Raw genomic sequence first — 22,284 nt, forward strand, 5'->3', positions numbered from 1 at the left:
ACGGTATTGCTTACTTTAAAATATGCAGCAGCTTCCAAATCGTCATCCGTCACTGTCACCAAAGCACATGAAACGGGCTTCTCGGAGGTCTTCTTCGGTTATACTTGCGGAATGTAAGGCCGCCGTTACATAATAAAAGCTGATCACTAGCAAAGGGGATTTTACGATGCAATCCATTACGGACCAATGCTATTCCGAAGCGGATTTTAGCAATAACGATTTTCGGGACAGCGAGATGAAATACTGCACCTTTGTTCGCTGCAGCTTTAGGGGGGCTTCCATGGAGGAATTGCAGACGACGGGATGCCATTTTGTCGATTGCGATTTCTCGGGGGCCTTGCTGAACGCATCCATACACACAGGCTCGGCGTTTACGAACTGCCGCTTTAAGGCGGCCAGCCTGTTCGTAGCCAGGTTCGAGGAATGCAAGCTGGTTGGCTCCGACTTTTCGGAGTGCAATATGAACGGCGTGACGATCGATAGAGGGGATTGGTCTTACACGAATTTGCGCCACGTGAATTTAAGCAAGCAATCACTGCAGGGCATCCGTTTGGTAGAAGCGGATTTGTTCCGCTGCAATCTGGAGAAATGCGATCTTCGCGACGCAGACCTGACGCGGGCCCAGCTGAGTCAAGCCCAGCTTCAGGGAGCGGATTTGCGCGGGGCTATTTTGGACGGTGTTGACTTTCAGTCCGTTTCCGTTAAAGGAGCTCGTATGGACGCAGGGCAGGCCATCGCTTTCCTGCGCTCGTTCGGCGCCAAAGTGGAATGATCCTGAAACCTGCAAAAGTCCCGGCCTGCGGAGCCATCTCCATAGACGGGACTTTATTGGTGTAAGGCAAAACTTTCCAGCTATAATGCAATTTTCAGCTACAGGCTGTCTTCGTGACTCACCGTGATGACTACGTTGCCTTTTTTGTGGCCCTTTTCTACATAGCGGTGGGCCTCAGGAATTTGCTCCAGCGGATAGAGTCTGTCGATGACCGGTTTAATTTTGCCCGTCTCGATAAGCTCCTTGAGGAGAAGCACATCCTCCCTGCGTTCCTTTGCCACTCCCTGCCCTTCGACCGACACATAGATTCCGTTCGGAGCCAACGCTTTCCTGGCGCGGGATTTTGCTGCTTTGCCGACCGTATCGAACACGATGTCGTAATGCTCTGTTCCGTCCGCAAAATCCTCTGTCGTGTAGTCGACGATCTTATCGGCTCCGAGAGATTTCACCAATTCTATGTTTGCTGCACTGCATACCCCCGTAACCTCCGCTCCAAAATGCTTCGCCAGCTGCACCGCGGAAGTCCCGACCGCTCCGGACGCTCCATAGACCAGTACTTTGTGGCCGGCCCGGATATTGGCTTTTCTAAAAAAATGCAAGGCGGTAGTTCCCCCGAAAAGGACTCCGGCGGCTTCCGCAAAGGTCGCATTGGCCGGCTTCTCGGCCACTAAGCCGTCTTCCGCCATACATGTGTACTCGGCGTATCCGCCGAACCGCATCCCGGTCATTGCATAAATCCGGTCTCCCTTACGGAATCGTGTCACGGCTTTTCCGACTTCCTCTACTTCGCCTGCCAGCTCCACCCCAAGGATCGGTTGTCTTGGCTTTCGAATGCCGAGAAAAATTCGCATGGGGATCCAGTACGAGAGAGGACTGTTAAAGCCTCGTACTCTGCAATCTCCCGTCGTTACGGAAGTCGCACGAACTTTTACCAATATTTCATTGTCCTTGGGAGCAGGCTTCGGTACCTCTCTAAGCTCCAGAACGTCCGGTGATCCGTATTTTGTGCATATCATCGCTTTCATTTGTTTCATCGGTTTCATCGGTTTCATCGGTTTCATCGGTTTCATCCGTTTCCTCCACACCTCATTTTGCACTCAGTATAGCTGCAGTACGGCATGGACTTACAGATACTAAAGTATGGTTTTGAAGATGGGAGGCGCTGGAACGACGCGAGTACGGATAAACCTCACAACAGACCCAGGTTGCGGGCTCGTGCAATCGCCTCGGTTCGCCTGGTTACCTGCAGCTTGTCAAAAATCATCCGGTTATGCCCCTTCACCGTAGGCAGTGCTATGAACAGCCGCTCGCCAATCTCGCGATTCGAGAGTCCTTGGGCGATAAGCTGCAGCACTTCCAGCTCCCGTCCGCTCAACGGCTCTACAAGAGGCTGAACGAATGGAGATACATGCTGTTCAGCCGGGTTCGAGCCCGGTTCTGCTTGCGGCAGGCCCAAATCGGCGTCTTCTCCCCGTGCCTCGGCTTCAAAAGCAGCGAGCAGCCTGCCTGTATAGTCCGGCAGGATCTCATGAGCAGCCGCTTCGCGCAGCAGGCTGAACATCGTGACGCCTTCATCGATAAAAAGCCGGATAAACCCGCCAGGCTCCGCTGCGGTCAAGGCTTCCTCAAGCAGCCGCAAGGCGTTCAACGTTTCGCCATGCGCGTACAAAGCAGCCGCTTGGAGGACTATGATCCGGAGGAGCTCATCCTCCAAGCCCTGTATTTCCGCTTGCTCTCGCAATGGCTCCAGCAGCGCGAGAGCAGCAGACGGGTCTCCCTGCGCCAGACACACCCGTGCAAGGCTAACGGGAAGCTCGTGCTTCTGCGCCAATCGGGAGGCCGCCATCAGTCGGCCCTGGCGAAGCAGCACGAGCACCTTTGCAGCTGCAATAGGCTGCAGCTGGCTCACGTATTGCCGGCGAAGTGCGGTGCGCTCCGCCTCGGCCAATAGGGCGGCCGCGCCGCTGCTGTCGCCCCGCACCAGCTTCAGGCGGGCGAGAAGCACCTCGCCCGCAACGGCTCTGTCCGTATGCTCGAGCTGCCTCGCGAGCTCGACCGACTGGAGGCCGTGCTTCATAGCAGCCTCCGGATCGTTCCACTCATACCGTATACGGGCCAAGCCCAGGTGTGCTTCGCATGCGGTCGGCAGAGGCGGATCGCCTGCCATCGCGAGCACTTCCCTGTAGGTCTCTGCCGCCGCGTCCAGCTGGTTGTCTGCCTCTTGCAAGTTCCCGAGGCCAAGCGCAGACATAATCGTGATGACGATATGCCCGATCGACCGGCTGCTCGATAATGCTTCCGTATAAGCTTCTCTGGCTGCGGCACGATCCCCTTGGAGCTGATGGGCATAGCCAAGCGTCCAGACCGTGGCTGTGCGGACAGGCAGATTGCCCGGGTCCAAGAAGTCCAGAGCGCGCTGCGATTCCGCCAAAATCATGTCCGCCTGATGCTTGCTGACAGCCAGTGTTGCGCGTATGGCTGCAATATGGCCGATAAGATCCCTCGTCTTCTTGTCTTGCCCGTAGCCTTCGAGTTTTTTTTCAGCCGCCTGGAGCTTCGGCTCCACGCCGCTCATTTGGCCCGTCAACAGCAGTGCTGATGCGTACATCACCCATAACGCGGGCCATGCATCCAATTCCGCACGGGGCAGCGAATGAAGCCATTGCAGCAGCGGAGCCACCGCCCCGCGAAAGATCAGCGGCATTCCTTCCCCTTCCAGCAGCCTGGCGGCACGCCCGGTATCCCGGGCCGCTGCGGCATGGTGAAAGGCCTCCGGCAGCAGGTTATGGTCTTCATACCATTGGCTTGCGCGAAGATGAAGCTCCGCCGCCTGTCTCTCATCACCACTCTGATGGAGCCGTTTACGCAGCAGCTCGGCAAAAAGATGGTGATAACGGTACCAACGCCGCTCATCATCTAACGGCACGATGAACAGGTTGGCCTGTTCGAGATAAGCAAGAATTTCCCGCCCGGAAGTGAAGGGGACGCTCTGCTCTCCGAAATCCGTATCGAGGACAGCATCGCAAAGAGGACCGCAAAGCCAGTCAAGAATGGAGGTACTCAGTAAAAAGTGCTGTACGGCTGCGGGCTGCTTCTTCAGCACTTCTTCGACCAAATAATCCAGCACGAACCGATGGCTGCCGGTGAGGGATGGAATCAGCTGCGCGGGATCCTCATGTCCCTGCATAGAAAGTGCGGCTAATTGCAGACCGGCAATCCACCCTTCGGTGCGGGATTCAAGGAGAGCGACCTGCTCCGGTGCAAGACTTAGACCCATCACCCCGTCCAAAAATTCGGTTGTTTCGGAGGAAGTGAATCTCAAATCTGCAGCACGTATTTCCGTTAAGTCGTCCCGCACTCGTAACCTTGCCAAAGGCAGACGAGGATCTTCGCGGGTAATAATCACCAGATGCATTTGCGGCGGCATGCGCTCAAGCAGTAGGACTACGGCATCGTTAATCGGACCATTGGCATTTATTACGTGATAATCATCAAGAACGAGTACGAAATGGTCTGTAATGGAGGTTATCTCGTTAATAAGTGATGCAATAACCGATTCAGCCGTAGGCAGCTGTGGTGACTGAAGCAATAAGGATGCGGCTTCTCCGATATTCGCCGATATTTTACGCAATGCAGCGATGAAGTAAGTCAAAAAGCGGGCAGGCTCATTGTCCCCCTCTTCCAGGGACAGCCAGGCGACAGGTTGAGTACAGCGGGAGAGCCACTCTGCAACCAGCGTTGTTTTGCCATAGCCTGCAGATGCGGAAACGAGGGAGAGCTTGCGCTTCATTCCCTTGATCAGACGCCCGGTCAGCCTATGCCGGAGAACTGCTTTAGAGCGGAGCGGAGGAATATGGAGCTTCGTGGATATAATGGGAGCGGACATGACAACCACCATTCTACGCCGTCAATCTCAGCGCTAAATTACATATTATGATTATGTTCGACCGCAAAATCGTTGTTCCTGCACAAAAAAAGAGACCCAGCCAACGGGGCCGGATCTGAAGTGTTTATATATTAAAAAGGGGGTCTTGTTTATTATATTACACAGGAAACATGTTAAAACCGTAACAGAAATATTTCAATTGTGTAACAATTTAGAAAACGCTTTCGATTTATTTCAGAAAAAAGCGCTTCCTTAGCGTAGTTGAGAAAAGCTCTCAAATAATTGAAAAAACTTCTCAAATCGGTGATAATTGCTCTCAAATTGATGATAAACGGTCTCAATTAAAGTATTTGCCAAAATTTCGACCTTGACGTATAATCCGAGACATAAAACATTTTTCATTTAGGCAGGTGAGCCATCATGGCGGAATACGATTATCATCATTTACATCATGTAAAGGAACAATCCCGATCTAAGAAAACGTTGTGGGTCACGCTGTACTTGACCTTATTTTTTACGATAGTGGAAATTGTCGGAGGCTTGCTCTCGAACTCATTGGCCCTTCTCTCCGACTCAGCGCATATGATATCCGACGTGCTCGCGCTCGGGCTCAGCATGGTGGCGATTTATTTGGCGACGCGTCACCCTAACGCCCGGTTTACTTTCGGCTATTTGCGCTTTGAAATCATCGCCTCCTTCCTTAACGGTCTGGCGCTGGCCATTATCGCCGTCGGCATCTTCATCGAAGGGATTCGCCGGTTTATTAATCCGGAGCCCATCGATTTCAAGCTGATGCTGATCATCGCTTCCATCGGTCTTATAGTCAACATTGTTCTGACCTTCGTCCTTAGCCGAAGCATGGAGGAAGAGGAGAATTTGAACGTACAGAGCGCCTTGTGGCATTTTATCGGCGATTTGCTCAGCTCGGTTGGCGTTATCATCTCGGCGACGCTGATTTATTTCACCGGCTTGCAATGGTTCGATCCGCTGATCAGTATGGTCATTGGGGGCATTATTTTCGCGGGCGGCTCGAAAATTATCAAGGAATCGTACATGATCCTCATGGAGTCCGTACCGGAGAAGTTCAACCTGGATGAAATCCGCAAAGACATCGCCCTAGTTGAAGGCGTAGAGGACGTTCACGAAATGCATCTATGGGCAATCTCGACGGATCATTACTCCTTGACCGCTCACGTGTTTATTGACAATAAAATTCAGCCGTTCTGTATTATCCTCGCCATAAACGAGACGTTGAAGGACAAATACGGCATTGAGCACTCGACAATCCAGATGGAGAATGCCAGCATTCATCCGCACGGCGAGTACGGCAAGGAATTTCTCCGCCATCAGGAAGAAAAGCATCATGAACATGAACATGAACATGAACACGAGCATAAACATGAACATTAATGATGCTCTTCCTTGTGGCGAGCTTCGCTTCCGATCACCTTGAAACGTCAAAAAAATACCCTCCCCGAAGAGAACTGCTTCTTCAGGGAGGGATTTTTCATAGCTTTGAACGGATGGACTATCTTTCGTACCAGTAGCCTTTGATTCCTTTATCCAATCGAACCAGCGCTTCCAGGTAGTAGTAGTCGCCCCAGATCATATAATCGTCCGGCGCATTGTTGCCGCGTACATGATAAGAGCCGTGCTCCAGGAAGCCTTCCGCATCAGGCTGACCGATCGTCGCATAGCCGTTCACGAGGCCCTTCAACGAACGCTGCAAGCCGTCCTCAAGGAAAGCGCGCTCCGGATCGTTCGCGTCCAGGTGAGACAGCAGCTCGATAAGACCTGCTGCCGTAATCGCCGACGCCGAGCTGTCGCGCTCCGTTTTGTCGGTGACAGGCACATCGAAGTCCCAATATACGACGTCGTCCTGAGGCAGACGCTCCAGGAAGTAGCGAGCCAACCGTTTGGACGTATCCAAGTAAAGAGGATTTTTCGTGTAATGATACGACAGCGCAAAGCCGTAGATGCCCCATGCTTGACCGCGCGTCCAAGTCGAACCATCCTGATATCCTTGATGCGTGCCTCCGCGGATCGACTCTCCATTTTCCGGATTGAAGTAGAACGTATGGTATGAGGAGTCGTCTCCGCGAACGAGGAAGCGGCGGGATTTGTCCGCATGCTTGATCGCTACGTCGCGATATTTGGCGTCGCCTGTTTGCTCGTAAGCCCAGTACAGCAGCGGCAGGTTCATCATGCAGTCGATAATGATCCGTCCGCCGTTGATCGGATCTCCTTCTTTGCCCCATGCTTGGATGAACTGGCCTTTCTCTCTCCAGCGGGTCAACAGCCAATCGGCCGCTTCAATCGTCAGCTGCTTGGCAGCTTCGTCGCGTTCGATGATCCATTGTGCTTTAGAGGATAAAGAGTACAAGAATCCGATATCGTGATGATCGATATGGCTCTTCGCATCCAGCCGTTTGCGGAAGCTGGCTACCGTCTTCTCAGCCGCTTGCTTGAATACCGGGTCTCCGGAATACTCGTAGCACAGCCACAAAATGCCGGACCAGAAGCCGTCCGTCCAATCCGTATTGTCGTTAAGCTGATATTTCCCGTCAGTGCTGACGTGAGGGAACAAGTCGCCATACTTCTCGATATTGGCTCTCGTCTTTTGTACCGCGTCTTCAATTGCCTGCTTCCACATGCTCATGTCCTTCTCTCCTCATCGGTTTGAATAAAGTGCATTTTTGCTGTCATTTCTCTTCTCATCGGCCGCGTATTTAACGGAATGCTGTCGAAGTGGACAACCGCTGAATGAGCGTGAGCGGAATCCGGATTTCATTGCCGGCATTCCCCGCCTCCGGGATTTCCATCATCGCTTCTCCGGCGAGCTTATCTTCTTCACCAAGCTGGCGCAGCATCAGGGAAACCGCCCACTGCGCTTGCTGGCTGTACGGAATATCCAGCGTCGTTATCTGCGGATAGCACGAGGAGGAAATGATGTCATTGTTAATGCCGAATATTTTGTAATCCTCCGGCACGCGATACCCTTGCTCTGCAACCGCCGACATGAAGCGGAGCGCTACGAGATCGTCAAAGGCGAGAATTCCGATCGGCCCGTGACCGCCTCCCATATCCTGCGTCATGCGAACGATTTCGTGCATCGGCTGCTTGTCTCCTTCGATAACGAAGGAGCATACCTCTTCCCCGGCCTCCGCAATGCCTTTGCGGAATCCCAGCAGCCGCTGCTTGTTCGTCTCATGAGCGGTTGACCTCTCGAGGTAAAACAGCGAGCGGCAGCCCTGCTTCACCAGGTGATGAACCGCTTCCACACATCCTCCGGCAAAATCGAGATTGACCGCGCCGACCGCGATATCCTCCGGCCAATTCCAGCCGTTGAACAAGACGAGAGGCGTACCGTCGCTTACGATTTGCCGGGTTGTCTCAGTGGACATAGCCAAGCCGTGGCAGAACAAGCCGTCGACTCTGCGCTGCAGAAGCACGTCCAAGTGTCTTCGCTCCATCTCCGGATCGTATCCGCCTGCCGAGAATACGGACAAGTGGTAGCCGAACCGGTGCGCCGTACGTTCCATCTCCTCCGCGAATAGCCCGTAGTACCCGATGAAGCCGGGGACGATCAAGCCAAGCTCGTAAGACTTTTTCCGGCTCAGGCTTGCGGCCATGACATTCCGCCGATAACCAAGCTCTTCAGCCGTTCGTTCCACCTTACGGATCGTTTCCTCGGACATGGGCACTTTGCGGCGGTTCAATACATTGGATACAGTAGCTATGGAGACGCCGGCTGCTTCCGCAATATCTACAATGGTAACGGAACGGTGTTTGCTCATAAAAGACTTCCTTTATTTATCATTTAAACGTTTCAATTAAAACGTTTAAATTTATTTTAGAAAAAATTTGCTTCCCCGTCAATAGCCTTTTTCGAAGGGCAAAAAAATGAACCGCCACGGATGAGGGCGGCTCATTGGAGTTTTTCGGGTAAACCAGGCTGCTCGAAAATCTGTATGACCGCCTTCCTTTGAGAAGGCGGTTCGTTATTTAGCGGTAGCCCTCAGCATTAGCAGGCTTTCCTGCTTCCTGCACTTCAACAATATACCGCCAGCAGTCCGGCTGTGAGCCGTCCAGATCAGTAAATCCGTACACCTGCGCCAGCTGACCGCTTGAAACCGAGTCGCCGCTCCATCGGGCCGCCTCCGGGTCTCCGGCTAGAGCCGCAACTGCTCGCCCGACAAATCGCGGCGATTCGGAAATAACGAAATGCGGCTCCCTTTCCGTGGCGTCACGCCAGTTCTCTTCCGTAACGCCAAAATGCTCAAGCATAATTTCGGAACGAATCCAGCCGGGAGTCATAGCTACAGCGGTGCATTTATAGGGTGAAAGCTCATGAGCCAAAGCTTTGGCCATTCGAATCACAGACGACTTGACTAGATCGTAAAACAGCGATAGACGATAGTTTTTATCATTGTATTCCGCCGTACCGTCCGTCATCTCAATGACGAGTCCATTCTGATTTTTTATTAACAGCGGCAGCGCAAAGTGACTTGTAATAATATGCGAATCCATCCCAAGCCGCAGCATGCGAAACCCCCGTTCGAGCGAGTGCTCCCAGACGGGCGTATTCCACTGCGTCAAATATTCGCCTCCCCATACATCGTTAACCAGGATGTCCAGTCTCCCCTGCTCTCTCTCAATACGAGCGATTAGCGCCTGAACCTGATCAGGATCAAGATGATCCACTTGAACCGCTATGCCTTGCCCCCCTGCCTTGTTGACAAGCTCAGCGGTTTCTTCAATCGTTTCAGGACGATTGTACTCGGAGCGTTGTGCTCGTGTCGTTCGTCCCGTCACATATACCGTTGCGCCGGCCGCTCCCAATTCGATAGCTATTCCTCTGCCGGCCCCTCTTGTTGCGCCTGCCACCAAAGCTACTTTTCCTAATAGAGGTTTCATGAGCTTAAACTCCCTTCATTCATGATCTATATCCGATTATACCCTCACAAATATGTCAACCTCTGTCATAATTAAACCTGCCCTTTTAAAAAACAAAAAAAACCTCCTGCGAACAAAATTCGCAAGAGGTTCTTCAATTTACATTATTAAATTCCGAGCCATTGTTTAAACAAGTGCTTCGTAGTATCTTTGTTCATCGCTGCAATGGATGTCGTCAATGGAATGCCTTTAGGGCAGGAACGCACACAGTTTTGCGAGTTACCGCAGCCCTCGATGCCTCCGTCTTCCATCAATGCTTCCAGACGCTCTTCCGCGTTCATCTCACCTGTTGGGTGAGCATTGAACAAGCGAACTTGGGAAATCGCTGCCGGTCCGATAAACGTCGTTTTATCATTGACGTTAGGGCAGGATTCCAGACAGACGCCGCAGGTCATACATTTCGACAGCTCGTAAGCCCATTGACGCTTGGACTCGGCCATACGCGGACCAGGACCCAAATCGTAGGTTCCGTCGATAGGAATCCACGCTTTAACGCGCTTCAAGGCGGAGAACATCCGCTCACGGTTGATAACAAGGTCGCGAACGACAGGGAAGGTGCTCATCGGCGCGATGCGAACCGGCTGCTCCAGCTTATCTACAAGCGCAGAGCAAGCTTGGCGCGGCTTGCCGTTGATAACCATGGAACAGGCTCCGCATACTTCCTCCAAGCAGTTCGATTCCCAGCATACCGGCGTCGTTTGTTTGCCGTTTGCGTTAACCGGATTCCGCTGTACTTCCATAAGCGCACTGATGACGTTCATGTTCGGGCGGTAAGGAACCTCGAACTCCTCCGTATACGGCTTGCTTTCCGGGGAATCTTGACGGGTAACGATGAATTTCACTTTTTTGTTGGTCGCAGTCGTTTCAGCCATGATTAATTTCCTCCCTTCTTCTTGTCAGTGGAGTAGTCGCGTTTACGAGGCTTGATCAAGGATGTATCAACATCTTCCCAGCTGATCGTAGGACCGTCTGGAGTCCAAGTTGCTTTCGTCGTTTTCAAGAAGTCCTCGTCGTTACGGTCAGGGAATTCCGGCTTGTAGTGCGCACCGCGGCTTTCGTTACGAAGCAGGGCGCCCAAAGTCATCGCATGGGACAGCTCCAGCATGTTCCACAATTGACGCGTGAACGCTACGCCTTGGTTGTTCCAGCGGGCTGTATCCGTCATGTTAATGTTGCGGTAACGCTCTTTCAGCTCGTTGATTTTGGCGATCGTTTCTTCAAGCTTCTTGTTGTAACGAACAACGGTCATGTTGTTGGTCATCCACTCGCCAAGCTCTTTATGAAGCACGTACGCGTTCTCTTTGCCGTCCATTTTCAGTAGGCTTTCGTACTTGTCCGTATGCTTCTTCTTTTCGCGGTCGAACACGGAAGAGGAAATGTCGTCGACATGCTTGGACAAGCCTTTGATGTACTCGATCGCTTTAGGACCGGTAATCATACCGCCATAGATCGCGGACAACAGGGAGTTCGCTCCGAGTCGGTTCGCACCGTGATATTGGTATTCGCACTCACCGCAGGCAAACAATCCAGGGATGTTCGTCATTTGGTTAAAGTCAACCCACATTCCGCCCATGGAATAGTGAACGGCAGGGAAAATTTTCATCGGAATCTTGCGCGGATCGTCGCCCATGAACTTTTCATAGATTTCGATAATACCGCCCAATTTAACATCCAATTCGTGCGGATCTTTATGGGACAGGTCAAGGTATACCATGTTCTCGCCGTTGATACCGAGCTTTTCGTCTACGCAGACTGCGAAAATTTCGCGAGTCGCGATATCCCGCGGAACCAGGTTACCGTAAGCTGGATATTTCTCTTCAAGGAAGTACCATGGCTTACCGTCTTTATAAGTCCAAATACGGCCGCCTTCACCGCGCGCGGATTCGGACATCAATCGCAGCTTGTCGTCGCCCGGAATCGCCGTAGGGTGAATTTGAATGAACTCGCCGTTCGCATAATGAACGCCTTGCTGGTACACGGCACTTGCCGCCGTACCCGTGTTAATAACGGAGTTCGTCGTTTTACCGAAGATAATGCCAGGGCCGCCTGTCGCCAAAATAACGGCATCGGCTCCAAATGTCAGCACTTCCATGCTGCGAAGATCCTGAGCAGCTACGCCGCGGCATACGCCGTCGTCGTCAAGAACCGCGCCCATAAACTCGTAATGCTCATACTTCGTAACCAGGCCGGCTGTTTCCCAGCGGCGCACTTGCTCATCCAGAGCGTACAGCAGCTGTTGGCCTGTCGTAGCGCCCGCGAATGCCGTACGGTGATATTGGGTTCCGCCGAAACGACGGAAATCCAGCAAGCCTTCCGGCGTACGGTTGAACATAACGCCCATACGGTCCATCAAGTGGATAATGCCCGGTGCTGCGTCACACATTGCTTTTACCGGCGGCTGGTTCGCGAGGAAGTCGCCCCCGTACACGGTATCATCGAAGTGCTCCCAAGTGGAGTCGCCTTCACCTTTTGTATTAACCGCTCCGTTAATGCCGCCTTGCGCACAAACAGAGTGGGAACGTTTCACAGGAACCAAAGAGAACAGGCTAACGTGAACCCCGGCTTCTGCGGCTTTGATGGTAGCCATTAACCCGGCCAAACCACCACCGACTACGATAACTTTTTGATTAGCCATTGTTGTTCACTCCTCCTTAACCTTTCGTCATCTGCGGCACCGTTTGGAACGACGGATCGACAAACGCGCTCAAAGACATGATAAACATAATCGACATGACAACGAATACTACCATCCAGATAACGGAGGATACCCGTTGCGCCCGTGGACCGATCGTGATTCCCCAGCTTACGAGGAACGACCACATTCCATTGCTGAAATGGAATACCGCGGACACAATCCCAATACAGTAAATCACAAAGAAAACCGGATTCGATGCAATGCTGTGCATTTGAATTCCGATCTCATCCTGCGGCAAACCGAATGTGATTTGCAGACGTGTTTGGAAGAAGTGGAACGCTACGAACAAGAATGTGAGTACGCCCGTAACCCTTTGCAAGAAAAACATTTGGTTGCGGAAATAACCATAGTTGGACACGTTGTTGCGCGCCGTGTAGGCGACATACAGGCCGTATACCGCGTGGTACAAGAGCGGCAGCCAGATCCCTACGATCTCTAGCAGCAGAACCAGCGGCAAATCATGAAGCCAGTTCACGTGCTCCATGAACTTCTCAGGCCCTTTCGTTGCCGAGTAGTTCGTCAGCAGGTGCTCGATCAGGAAGAAACCGACCGGGATTACACCAAGCAATGAATGCAGCTTTCGCGAAAAATACGAATTACGAAACATTGAAATCCTTTCCCCCCTCAAAAGTATGTAGTGCTGTTCACACGATTTGACAAACCATTTTTCATTGTACTCCCGCAAGAAACAAGCGTCAACAAGATTCGCTACGCCTATTTTCCATGCATCGACAAATTTTTATGCAAAGCCTTTGAAAAAATGTGAACAATAATTGACATATCCCATAGTACTCCATTATCGCTTATAATGGAAGTGCCGATTATTTATAAACTCTTATTCAGTTTTGACATATGCAATGATCTTAATCACTATATTCTAAAAACTTATAGTAAAAGTAGAGAATCTCCCGAGCATCACTTTTAAATAATAGAAAGAAGGACTCTTCGTGTTGGAAAATATCGATATCTTCGCCAAAGTCGTCGAACTGGAAAGCCTGAACAAAGCATCGCAGGCATTAAACATATCCCAGCCCGCCCTGTCGCGCAAAATTCAGCGGCTAGAGGAGGAGCTCGGCGTCGCCCTGTTCACCCGTAAAGGAAAGCGTCTCGAAATCACCCGAGCGGGACAAATCTGCTACGAATACGCCTTGGAGCAAAAGCATCTCGAACGAAAGCTGCACCGTTCCATCGAGGAATTCAAGACGTCGATCAAGCCCGCCAGCATCACGATCGGCGCGAGCCTGACGACCTTGCAGTCGACGCTGCCCGATCTCATCACCATTTATACGAAAAATTACCCAAATACCGATATCAAGGCCATAACCGGCAAAACGCACGAAATCGTCCCTATGGTCAAAGACCGGAAAGTCGATATCGGACTTGTCGCGTCGAAGATCGAGCATCCGGGCTTAAAATGCGTCCCCCTGTTCGACGATCATTTGTGTCTCGTGCTGCCGCTCGGCCACCCGTACGTCGATAAAGCTTCTATAGATATCGCCGGCCTGCACGAGCTGCCCATGATTCTGTTCTCCAGAGGAACCTGGTACCGCGTGCTGATGGATGAAATGTTTCACCGCTATGAAATTCAGCCCGACGTCAAGATGGAGATCGATTCCTTCGAGGCCATCATCCGCCTCGTATCCACTTGTAAGACGGCAACGCTGCTGCCGGAATCATACCTGCGAAGCAATCTGATCAAAGACAACGAGCTCGTCGTCCGGTTCATTCCCGCTCTGGAGCAAATGACAAGAACGACCTCCCTGTTGTTCACAGAAGAGGTCGTTCATCATCCTTCGGCCCAGCAGTTCATCGAGAAGGCCAAAGATTATTTCAACCGCGGCGGCAACTAGTGTTAGTGATGCCGAACCCCAGGCTCCTCTATGCCGAGCTTTCGCGCGGCATAGGCCGTTGTTCCCGCCTGCAGCACGATCGTAAGCAGCACGGCCATAAACGTCACCGAAGCGATAACATCCGCATATTTCACACCCATCCCGGCGACCATACCCGATAACGCTGCCGGGATGACCCCCGTTTCACGCACCCAGAACATGAAGACGATCTCGTTCCATTTCCATCCGGCCTTGCGGTCAGGCAGCGTCGAAGCCAGCACCGTCAACGGCCGGGCTATAAGCATAAACACGGCAATAACGGCAAGGCTAGGCCATAAATTGGCCAGTATGACCTGAAAGTTGACTTGGCTGCCAAGCAGGATAAAAATGAGCATCCGCATAATAACGGTCATGTTCTCGCTGAAGTGGCCGATCTCGTGAAGCTTGTCCTCCAGCTTGATTTTGAACACATCCGCATTCCCCCAGATGAGACCCGCCGTGAACGTCGCCATAAATCCGCTGACATGCAGTGTGTCTCCCAGCCAATAAGCTCCAAGAGCCGTAACGACCATTGCGATCGTGGCGTAATCCCGAAACCAGCCCAGCTTCAGATGGCCCGTCAAGAAAACGATCAGAAAGCCTACAACCGCACCGACGACAATGCCGCCCGCAGCCGTTTTCACAAATTCGATAATGCTGGCTGAGACGGAGAACGTCTGCGTACCGGTCACAATCGCAAGCACAGTGAACGTAAGGATGGAGCCGGTCGCGTCATTGAAGGCCGATTCGCTTTCGACCGTTTCTCTTACTTTGGTGCGGATGCGAACCTGCTTAAATACCGGAATCAAAGTAGCCGGATCCGTCGACGAGATGATGGCCCCGAGCAGGACGGCATAGATCATCGGAATGCCAAGCAGCCAATGCGCGGTGACGGCTACGATCCCGCATGTAATCAGCACCCCCGGTACGCTCAGGAGAGCGACCGTAATCCATACCTTTCTCAACCCCGACAGCCGGATATTGCGTCCCCCGTCAAACAATATAAGCGCCGAACCGATCGTCAGGATGAACTGGTTCAAAAAAGAGCTGCTGCTCTCCGTAACCAAATGAAGCCCTTGTCCGACGATGATGCCGGCGACCAGAAACAAGGCGACATCGGGCAGCCTCAGCCAGCTCGAAAGTCTTCCGAAAAGAACACCCATAGCTAATATGAAAATTAATAAGAACAATACATGATGAATCATTTCGGTGACTTCGCCGCTCATCTAAGTGCACTCCGTTTCGCTTGATTAACCTACGCGGTTACCCGTCCGATAACTTCATTTTGGAACAGCTCGATTTGATCGTTCGTTCCGATAATAACCATAACATCCTTTTCCTCTAACGTATCGCTCGCCGTCGGCGCAATGATTACGCCGTGCTGCTTGTTGATCGCCACGACACTGCATCCGTACTTGGCGCGAGGGTCAAGCTCTCTCAAGGAGCGGCCTGCGAGACGCCTTGGCACGACAAGCTCGGCGATCGTGTAGTCCTTCGACAGCTCGATGTAATCGAGCAAATTGGGCGACACAAGCTGGTGAGCGACACGGATGCCCATATCCCGCTCCGGATAAATCACCCGGTCGACCCCGATCTTGTTCAGCACCTTGCCGTGAAGCTCGGACAGCGCCTTGGTGACCACCATTTTCACGCCGATATCCTTCAGTAAAATAGCAGTCAAAATGCTCGATTGAATGTCGTCTCCGATGGAGACGATGGCACAGTCGAAATTGCGGATGCCCAACGCCCGAAGCACCTCTTCATCGGTAGAATCGGCAACGACGACGTGCGTCAAAATATTGCTCATTTCCTCGACCGCTTCTTCATCCTTATCGATTCCCAAAACCTCATAACCCAGATTGATCAATTCCTGCGCCAGACTGGATCCGAATCTCCCCAACCCGATAACTGCGTACTGACTACGTTTCATTTACGGTTCCCCTATCCAATGGTGATTTTCCCTTCCGGGTATCTGTATAGCTCCTTCTCCGCCTTAGGTCCCAACGCGTAAGCCAACGTCAACGGTCCCAGACGGCCGACAAACATCATAAGTGCAATCAATATTTTCCCGACCACGCTCAGATCGGTCGTCAAGCCCATGGTCAAGCCGACGGTTCCGAAAGCGGACGTCACCTCGAACAAGATCATTAGGAACGGATGATCCTCCGTTGTAGACAAAATCATCGCCACAGCAATAACGAGGAATAATGCGATCATCGTCAGCGTAATGGCTTTCAATATCCGGTCTTTACCCAGCCGGTAATGGAACAGGACAATATCCTCCTTGCCCCGTATCATCGCTATGATGGCACCGATCAGCGTTGTGAAGGTGGTAGTCTTGATCCCGCCTCCCGTCGATCCAGGTGACGCCCCGATAAACATCAGAATGATGATGAAAAATTGGCTGGCCTGCCGCAAGCCCGCCAAATCGAGCGTATTGGCTCCCGCCGTTCTCGGTGTTACCGATTGGAAGAACGAACCCAAAACTTTGCCGCTCCAAGTCAACGGTCCCAACGTTTTCGGATTGGTGAACTCAAAGATGAAAATAACTAGAGCACCCACCAATATAAGCGCACCGGTCGCGCTAAGCACCACTTTGGAATGCAGCGACAGCCGTTTATGCCGTTTGTAGTCCATAACATCCGACATCACCACGAAGCCGATGCCGCCCAAAATAATCAATCCCATGGATACGACATTGACCAGCGGATCGTCCACATACGAGGTCAAGCTGCTGAACGGCCCGGAGACCGACCCGAACAGATCGAACCCTGCGTTGTTGAAAAACGAAATCGCGTGCCATATCCCGAAATAGATCCCTTTGGCCGGTCCCAAATCGAATGACCAGCGAATGGAGAACAAAATCGCCGCAACCAATTCTATGGTAAGAGAATATTGGATCACTTTGCGGATCAGGCGGACAATGCCTTCCATGCTCCCTTGGTTCATCGCTTCCTGAAGGATCAGCCTCTCTTTAAGCGAAATCCTTTTTTTCAGCGCAAAAGCAAACAGCGTCGCCATGGTCATGAAGCCAAGACCGCCGACTTGAATCAACACGATAATGACGATCTGCCCGAATTTCGTAAAAAAAGTGCCGGTATCGACTACGACCAGTCCGGTTACGCAAGTAGCTGAGGTCGCCGTGAACAATGCATCCAGAAAAGGCAGCGGCCGTCCCGTAGCCGAAGCTATAGGCAGGGATAGCAGCGTAGCCCCGATCAGAATAATCGCTGCAAAGCCGATGACCAGTATTTGCGGCGGGGTTAGCTCAAATTTCCTTGCTGTTGCTTTCATCTTTCACCTCATCATGATTTTCAGACAACAAAAAAAGACACGGGAAACCCAATGTCTACAGGTTCCTGTCATAAGCCTACGAGGTTAGCTGTCGGATTCGGATGTACAGGTATCCTATCGTACCACTACTGAAGTGGAAACGAATTCACCCCTTACTACACATGGTTCCCCCGTTTTCAATAAGAAATTCGGCTTTATTCAATTGATAAGAATTATAATCCTCTTTCCCGGGAAGCACAAAGTCACTTTTGCTCGAAATTGACGAATTATTCGAATATAACATTGGCGGATTTACTGCGGACCCTATTATCGCTCTGCTTTTCACCGTTTTGCCCGTCCTAACGCTTCTAATCATTGGATTTTCGGTGGGCATGTATGCTAAGTTTATGGAATACAATGTATAAACTTGATATCCGTATCCTTTGTTAAGCGGCATCCATTCCAATCCAAGGAGTTATTCCATGCTGAAACGTTATTTCGAATCCTCCCTGTTGAAGCTGGCCCTTATAGGTATTTTGTTATACGTATCGGTAGCTCTGGGGTCCCTATGGCTGCAGCATGCAAGGAATGAACCCGATCTGGGCTCTCAGCAGCCCTCCGTAACGAAGCAGGCCGCGGCAGAGGCGGCCGTTCGATTTGTCCGGGAGCGCTTCTCCTTATCGCCCGATTATCGTACAAGCACCCTGTTTCAATCCCATACGGAACGAAGCGGCTATTTGCAAAAGGAGCAGCTGCTGGACGACTATTTGAAACGGTTTGCCGACTATCCGATCGATTATTTCGAGGTTGAGATCAATGACCCCGCATCTCGAACCACCTACTACATTGACGTCAATTTCACCAATTTGCATATTCTCGGATGGAACGCCTACACCTCCCCGTCGGCCAAGCAGCAGACCGTCGCTTCGGGCTCGGCCGATACCCGGGCTTTGATCGAGCAGACGATCAAAGAACAAGGCTACTCGATCGGCGAGTTTACCCGGCTAGAGCAAACGCCTCAAGACCGTCGGAGCGAGGGAGTTTGGGGCGCAGAAATCATCTATGAAAGCATCGACAAGAAGATTGGAGAATCCACTCTGCAATTGCAGCTCGCCGTAGCCGGCGGCAAAGTCGTCTCCTTCCATCCCGCGTTCAGCATCCCAGCTTCCTTCGCAGAGTGGCAGGAGAAGCAAAATGACAATGCTTCCTTCATGACCCGCATCAGTATGGGCGTTTCCTTGATTATGGCTGTAGCCGCCTTCATTATCGTGATCCGATACCGCAAAGAAATCACGTTCCGACGCGGACTGTTTATGACCTTTGTATTCTTGGCCATTTATATCGGCAATAACTTCAATATGGTGCCTGCCTTCCGGACGATGCATTCCGAAGGCCCTTCCCAATGGGAAGCGATGTTCAACCTGTGGTTCCTTAATGTGTTCATCGCGTTGATGGCTGTTAGCGTCTACTTTTCCTTCTTGTCCGGCCGCTACATGTGGCAGCGGTTAGGTTGGGTGACATGGCCCGTGTGGAAGGACGCCACGTTCGGCCATCAAATGGCTGTCGCAACGAGCAGAGGCTACCTGCTATGCTTGTTCATCCTCGGAATCCAGCAAAGCCTGTTCTTTGTTGCAGGAGAATACTTCGACGTATGGGCGGTCAATGACCCGTCCGACTCGGTGCTCAACATGGCAGCGCCCGCCTTTTTCCCGCTGATGGCATGGGCTGCCGCGATTTCCGAGGAAGCTGTATACCGGCTGTTCGGCATCGCCTTCTTCATGAAGCTGACGCGCAACCGGTTCGCCGCGGTGCTGCTCCCGAGCATGATCTGGGCGCTGAGCCATACCCAGTACCCGATTTATCCCGTTTACACACGCTTTATCGAGGTAACGATTATTGGGATCATCTTCGGCTACGCCTTCTTGAAATACGGCTTCCTGACCGTCATGCTCGCCCATGCGGCTATGGACAGCATCTTGATGGGATTGTCGCTGCTCGATTTGGGCAGCACGGCAATAACGGCAGTAGGCCTGTTTTACATCGTACTGCCCGCCCTTATCGGCTGGGCTGTTGCATGGCTGCACCGGACGATCGGCCCCGGCCGGCGCATCGTCTCCCCCGAATTGAACGGATAAAGTGCAAAATTTCCCCACTAAGTGGAGATTTGGCTCAATACATGTCAAAAAGGCCGAAAGGTGCTCCTGCAGATTGAATCTCGATCTGCCTGATAACCTTTCGGCCTTTTTACTTGATTCTCTGCAGCATTCGCCGATTCGGGGACGGCGTGTCGTGCCCGCTCCCCTTCCGGTTCGGCTGCATGCTTTTTGCTCGCTTAGATTGGTTCCGTCGCTTCAATCGGAGACATCTGGTCATCCTGATTCGGTTCTTCTCCATCCACATCCGCATCGGCTGCGGCTTCGCTCTCCGGGGTGCCGTTAAGCGATTGAAGAATTTGTCTCGCCAGCTTCTCGCCGATGCCTAACGGCTTGAAGTCCTCGACGGAGGCCTCCTTGATTTTCTTCAACGAGCCGAAATGCTTCAGCAGCGCCTTGCGCCGCTTCTCTCCAATCCCCGGCACCGAATCCAGCGTCGAGACCACCATCGACTTCGCTCTCGTCTCGCGGTGGAACGTAATCGCGAAACGGTGAACCTCCTCCTGAATGCGCTGGAGCAGGTAAAACTCCTGGCTATCCCGCGGCAGCGGCACCACCTCGGGCGGATCCCCCATCATCAGCTGCGCCGTTTTGTGCTTCGCGTCCTTGACCAAGCCGCATACCGGGATATACAGCCCAAGCTCGTTCTCAAGCACATCGACGGCCGCCGATATTTGCCCTTTGCCTCCGTCTATGACAACGAGGTCCGGCAGCGGAAGATTCTCTTTCAGCACGCGCTCGTAGCGGCGCCGCACTACTTCCCGCATCGTTTCATAGTCGTCCGGGCCTTGTACCGTGCGGATTTTGTATTTGCGGTATTCCTTGCGGTCCGGCTTGCCGTCGGTGAAGACGACCATCGCGGATACCGGGTCGGAGCCCTGAATATTCGAGTTATCGAATGCCTCGATCCGGTGAATGACACCGGTTCCCAGCCATTCGCCCAAATTTTCGACGGCTTTTACCGTCCTCTGCTCATCCCGTTCGATCAGCCGGAACTTTTCCTCCAGGCTGACGCCGGCATTGTCGCAGGCCATCTGAACCATATTCTTCTTCATGCCGCGCTGAGGAATATGCACCTTGACCTTCAGCCAGCTCTCCAGCGCGTCCTTCACGTCCGTTCTGGTTGCAGCCTCTGCCGCCGTTTCATCGGCGGCTTGCTCCACCGGCTCCGCAGAGGAAGATTCCGCCGTTTCCTGCTCCGGCTCCGCGGGCAGGAATACCTCCTTCGGCAGCGCCGGATTGTCGCTGTAATACTGGGTAACGAAGGAGATGAAGTCCTCGTATTCCTCTCCATAATAAGGGAATAACGAAGCGTGACGCTCGATCAGCTTCCCCTGCCGCATGTACATGATTTGCACGCACATCCAGCCCTTATCCACAGCATAGCCGAATACGTCGCGGTCCACGGCGTCCATCGTCGTAATCTTCTGCTTCTCCATGACCGCGTCGATATGAACGATCTGGTCGCGCAGCTCCTTCGCTCTCTCAAAGTTCAGCTCCTCGGCGGCTTCGGTCATTTTGCGGGACAATTCCTGCTTGATCTCGTCATGTCCGCCGTTTAAGAACCGCGTAATCTCCTGCACCATCCGGTCGTATTCCTCGGTCGCCACCTCGTATTCACAGGGCGCGACGCATTGGCCGAGATGAAAGTACAGACAGACGCGATCCGGCAGCGTCTTGCACTTGCGCAGCGGGTACAGCCGGTCCAGCAGCTTCTTCGTCTGCTGTGCGGCGAACGCATTCGGATACGGCCCGAAATATTTCCCTTTATCCTTGTACACTTTGCGGGTTACTTCCAGCCGCGGATGCTTCTCGTTCGTTATTTTAATGTAAGGGAACGATTTGTCGTCCTTCAGCAGCACGTTATATCTGGGATGATGCTTCTTAATCAGATTACATTCCAGAATAAGCGCCTCGACATTGCTCGCCGTTACGATATATTCAAAATCCACGATTTCGTTGACCAGCGCCTGCGTCTTCGCGCTATGGCTGCCGGTGAAATAAGAACGCACCCGGTTGCGGAGCACCTTCGCCTTTCCTACGTAAATAATCGTGTCGTCTTTATTCTTCATCAAATAACAGCCCGGCTTCTCGGGCAGCAGCGCCAGCTTGTTGCGAATCGCCTCGGCTCTGCGTTTGCGTTCTTGCTCCCCGTCCTGCTTCGTCATCCGAATCACTCCTTCCCGGGACCCCATCCCATTTCTGTCCAAGAACAATCCCCAAAAGTGAAATTCATGCTTCGAAGCTTAGTCCTGTTACTTTTGGGGGAGCTGTCCAGCAAAAAAAGCTCCTTTTTCAGCATAGCAGAAAAGGAGCTTTTTCTCATTAACCGTTTTTTGTAGAAATCGATCTTATTGATTGCGGGTAACGACGTTTTTCAAAGCGTCCTTGGATTGGAAGCCCACCACTTTGTCAACAGGCTGTCCATCTTTGAACACGATCAGCGTAGGAATGCTCATTACGCCGAAACGGGATGCGGATTCCGGATTGTCATCCACATTCACTTTAGCGATTTTTACGCTGTCTCCCAATTCTTGATCAAGCTCTTCCAATACCGGAGCGATCATTTTGCAAGGTCCGCACCAAGGCGCCCAGAAATCAACAAGAACCGTACCGGATCCTTCAACTTCATTCTTGAAAGATTGGTCCGTTACATTAACGATAGCCATTTAAGCCTTCTC

General features: G+C 52.2%; 17 protein-coding genes and 1 riboswitch. Of the genes, 4 read left to right on the forward strand and 13 right to left on the reverse strand.

All coding sequences use genetic code 11. The features are described 5' to 3' along the window. The first annotated feature begins 166 nt into the window (after positions 1-166). Positions 167-772 (forward strand): pentapeptide repeat-containing protein, encoded by a 606-nt coding sequence (locus ACFQ88_RS35060; RefSeq protein ID WP_239628298.1) that lies wholly within the window; start codon positions 167-169, stop codon positions 770-772. 98 nt (positions 773-870) lie between these two features. On the opposite strand, the gene ACFQ88_RS35065 is transcribed toward ACFQ88_RS35060, so the two are convergent. Then, entirely contained in the window at positions 871-1,797 is a 927-nt protein-coding gene (locus ACFQ88_RS35065) for an NAD(P)-dependent alcohol dehydrogenase (RefSeq protein WP_379462202.1), read from the reverse strand. Positions 1,798-1,961: 164 nt separating this feature from the next. Further along, positions 1,962-4,658 carry a winged helix-turn-helix domain-containing protein gene (locus ACFQ88_RS35070; RefSeq protein WP_379462007.1) on the reverse strand — a complete coding sequence of 899 codons (2,697 nt, stop codon included), beginning with the start codon at positions 4,656-4,658 and terminating at the stop codon, positions 1,962-1,964. 420 nt (positions 4,659-5,078) lie between these two features. Between ACFQ88_RS35070 and ACFQ88_RS35075 the strand changes: the two genes are divergently transcribed. After that, complete coding sequence (locus tag ACFQ88_RS35075) at positions 5,079-6,068, forward strand: cation diffusion facilitator family transporter (protein ID WP_379462009.1); 990 nt, start codon at positions 5,079-5,081, stop codon at positions 6,066-6,068. A 118-nt stretch (positions 6,069-6,186) separates the two neighbouring features. Here the strand turns inward: ACFQ88_RS35075 and ACFQ88_RS35080 are convergent, their stop codons facing one another. The 6 genes from ACFQ88_RS35080 to ACFQ88_RS35105 form a co-directional block, all read right to left on the reverse strand. Then, the gene (locus ACFQ88_RS35080; RefSeq protein WP_239628305.1) at positions 6,187-7,317 is read right to left on the reverse strand and encodes a glycoside hydrolase family 88 protein; all 1,131 of its coding nucleotides are present in this window, start codon (positions 7,315-7,317) and stop codon (positions 6,187-6,189) included. A gap of 70 nt (positions 7,318-7,387) precedes the next feature. Continuing rightward, positions 7,388-8,455: a LacI family DNA-binding transcriptional regulator gene (locus ACFQ88_RS35085; protein ID WP_379462011.1), complete on the reverse strand. Its 1,068-nt coding sequence runs from the start codon at positions 8,453-8,455 to the stop codon at positions 7,388-7,390. Positions 8,456-8,663: 208 nt separating this feature from the next. Further along, positions 8,664-9,575 (reverse strand): SDR family oxidoreductase, encoded by a 912-nt coding sequence (locus ACFQ88_RS35090; protein WP_379462013.1) that lies wholly within the window; start codon positions 9,573-9,575, stop codon positions 8,664-8,666. A 146-nt stretch (positions 9,576-9,721) separates the two neighbouring features. Next, entirely contained in the window at positions 9,722-10,486 is a 765-nt protein-coding gene (gene sdhB / locus ACFQ88_RS35095; RefSeq protein WP_239628313.1) for a succinate dehydrogenase iron-sulfur subunit, read from the reverse strand. A 2-nt stretch (positions 10,487-10,488) separates the two neighbouring features. Beyond that, the gene (sdhA, locus tag ACFQ88_RS35100) at positions 10,489-12,249 is read right to left on the reverse strand and encodes a succinate dehydrogenase flavoprotein subunit (protein WP_379462016.1); all 1,761 of its coding nucleotides are present in this window, start codon (positions 12,247-12,249) and stop codon (positions 10,489-10,491) included. Between the two features lie 16 nt (positions 12,250-12,265). Further along, on the reverse strand, positions 12,266-12,916 hold the full coding sequence (locus tag ACFQ88_RS35105; RefSeq protein WP_239628317.1) for a succinate dehydrogenase cytochrome b558 subunit: 651 nt from the start codon (positions 12,914-12,916) through the stop codon (positions 12,266-12,268). Positions 12,917-13,259: 343 nt separating this feature from the next. Here ACFQ88_RS35105 and ACFQ88_RS35110 point away from each other — a divergent pair, with 343 nt between their 5' ends. Beyond that, entirely contained in the window at positions 13,260-14,159 is a 900-nt protein-coding gene (locus ACFQ88_RS35110; protein ID WP_379462204.1) for a LysR family transcriptional regulator, read from the forward strand. Between the two features lie 2 nt (positions 14,160-14,161). Here the strand turns inward: ACFQ88_RS35110 and ACFQ88_RS35115 are convergent, their stop codons facing one another. From ACFQ88_RS35115 to ACFQ88_RS35125, 3 genes are read right to left on the reverse strand one after another with little or no spacing between them, the layout of a single operon-like run. After that, entirely contained in the window at positions 14,162-15,403 is a 1,242-nt protein-coding gene (locus ACFQ88_RS35115) for a cation:proton antiporter (RefSeq protein WP_239628320.1), read from the reverse strand. 29 nt (positions 15,404-15,432) lie between these two features. Then, positions 15,433-16,107 carry a potassium channel family protein gene (locus ACFQ88_RS35120; protein WP_239628322.1) on the reverse strand — a complete coding sequence of 225 codons (675 nt, stop codon included), beginning with the start codon at positions 16,105-16,107 and terminating at the stop codon, positions 15,433-15,435. A gap of 11 nt (positions 16,108-16,118) precedes the next feature. After that, positions 16,119-17,471 (reverse strand): TrkH family potassium uptake protein, encoded by a 1,353-nt coding sequence (locus tag ACFQ88_RS35125; RefSeq protein WP_379462019.1) that lies wholly within the window; start codon positions 17,469-17,471, stop codon positions 16,119-16,121. Positions 17,472-17,529: 58 nt separating this feature from the next. Then, a riboswitch (cyclic di-AMP (ydaO/yuaA leader) is annotated at positions 17,530-17,675 on the reverse strand. Between the two features lie 257 nt (positions 17,676-17,932). Between ACFQ88_RS35125 and ACFQ88_RS35130 the strand changes: the two genes are divergently transcribed. Next, entirely contained in the window at positions 17,933-19,585 is a 1,653-nt protein-coding gene (locus ACFQ88_RS35130; RefSeq protein ID WP_379462021.1) for a CPBP family intramembrane glutamic endopeptidase, read from the forward strand. Positions 19,586-19,782: 197 nt separating this feature from the next. On the opposite strand, the gene uvrC is transcribed toward ACFQ88_RS35130, so the two are convergent. Both uvrC and trxA read right to left on the reverse strand, forming a co-directional pair. Further along, positions 19,783-21,771, reverse strand: a complete 1,989-nt coding sequence (gene uvrC, locus ACFQ88_RS35135) for an excinuclease ABC subunit UvrC (protein ID WP_379462023.1) — start codon at positions 21,769-21,771, stop codon at positions 19,783-19,785. A 183-nt stretch (positions 21,772-21,954) separates the two neighbouring features. Then, on the reverse strand, positions 21,955-22,272 hold the full coding sequence (trxA, locus tag ACFQ88_RS35140) for a thioredoxin (protein WP_079909707.1): 318 nt from the start codon (positions 22,270-22,272) through the stop codon (positions 21,955-21,957). Between the last annotated feature and the right edge of the window lie 12 nt (positions 22,273-22,284).

Origin of the sequence: Paenibacillus sp. NPDC056579, from assembly GCF_042793215.1 — a bacterium.
GTDB lineage: Bacteria > Bacillota > Bacilli > Paenibacillales > NBRC-103111 > Paenibacillus_S.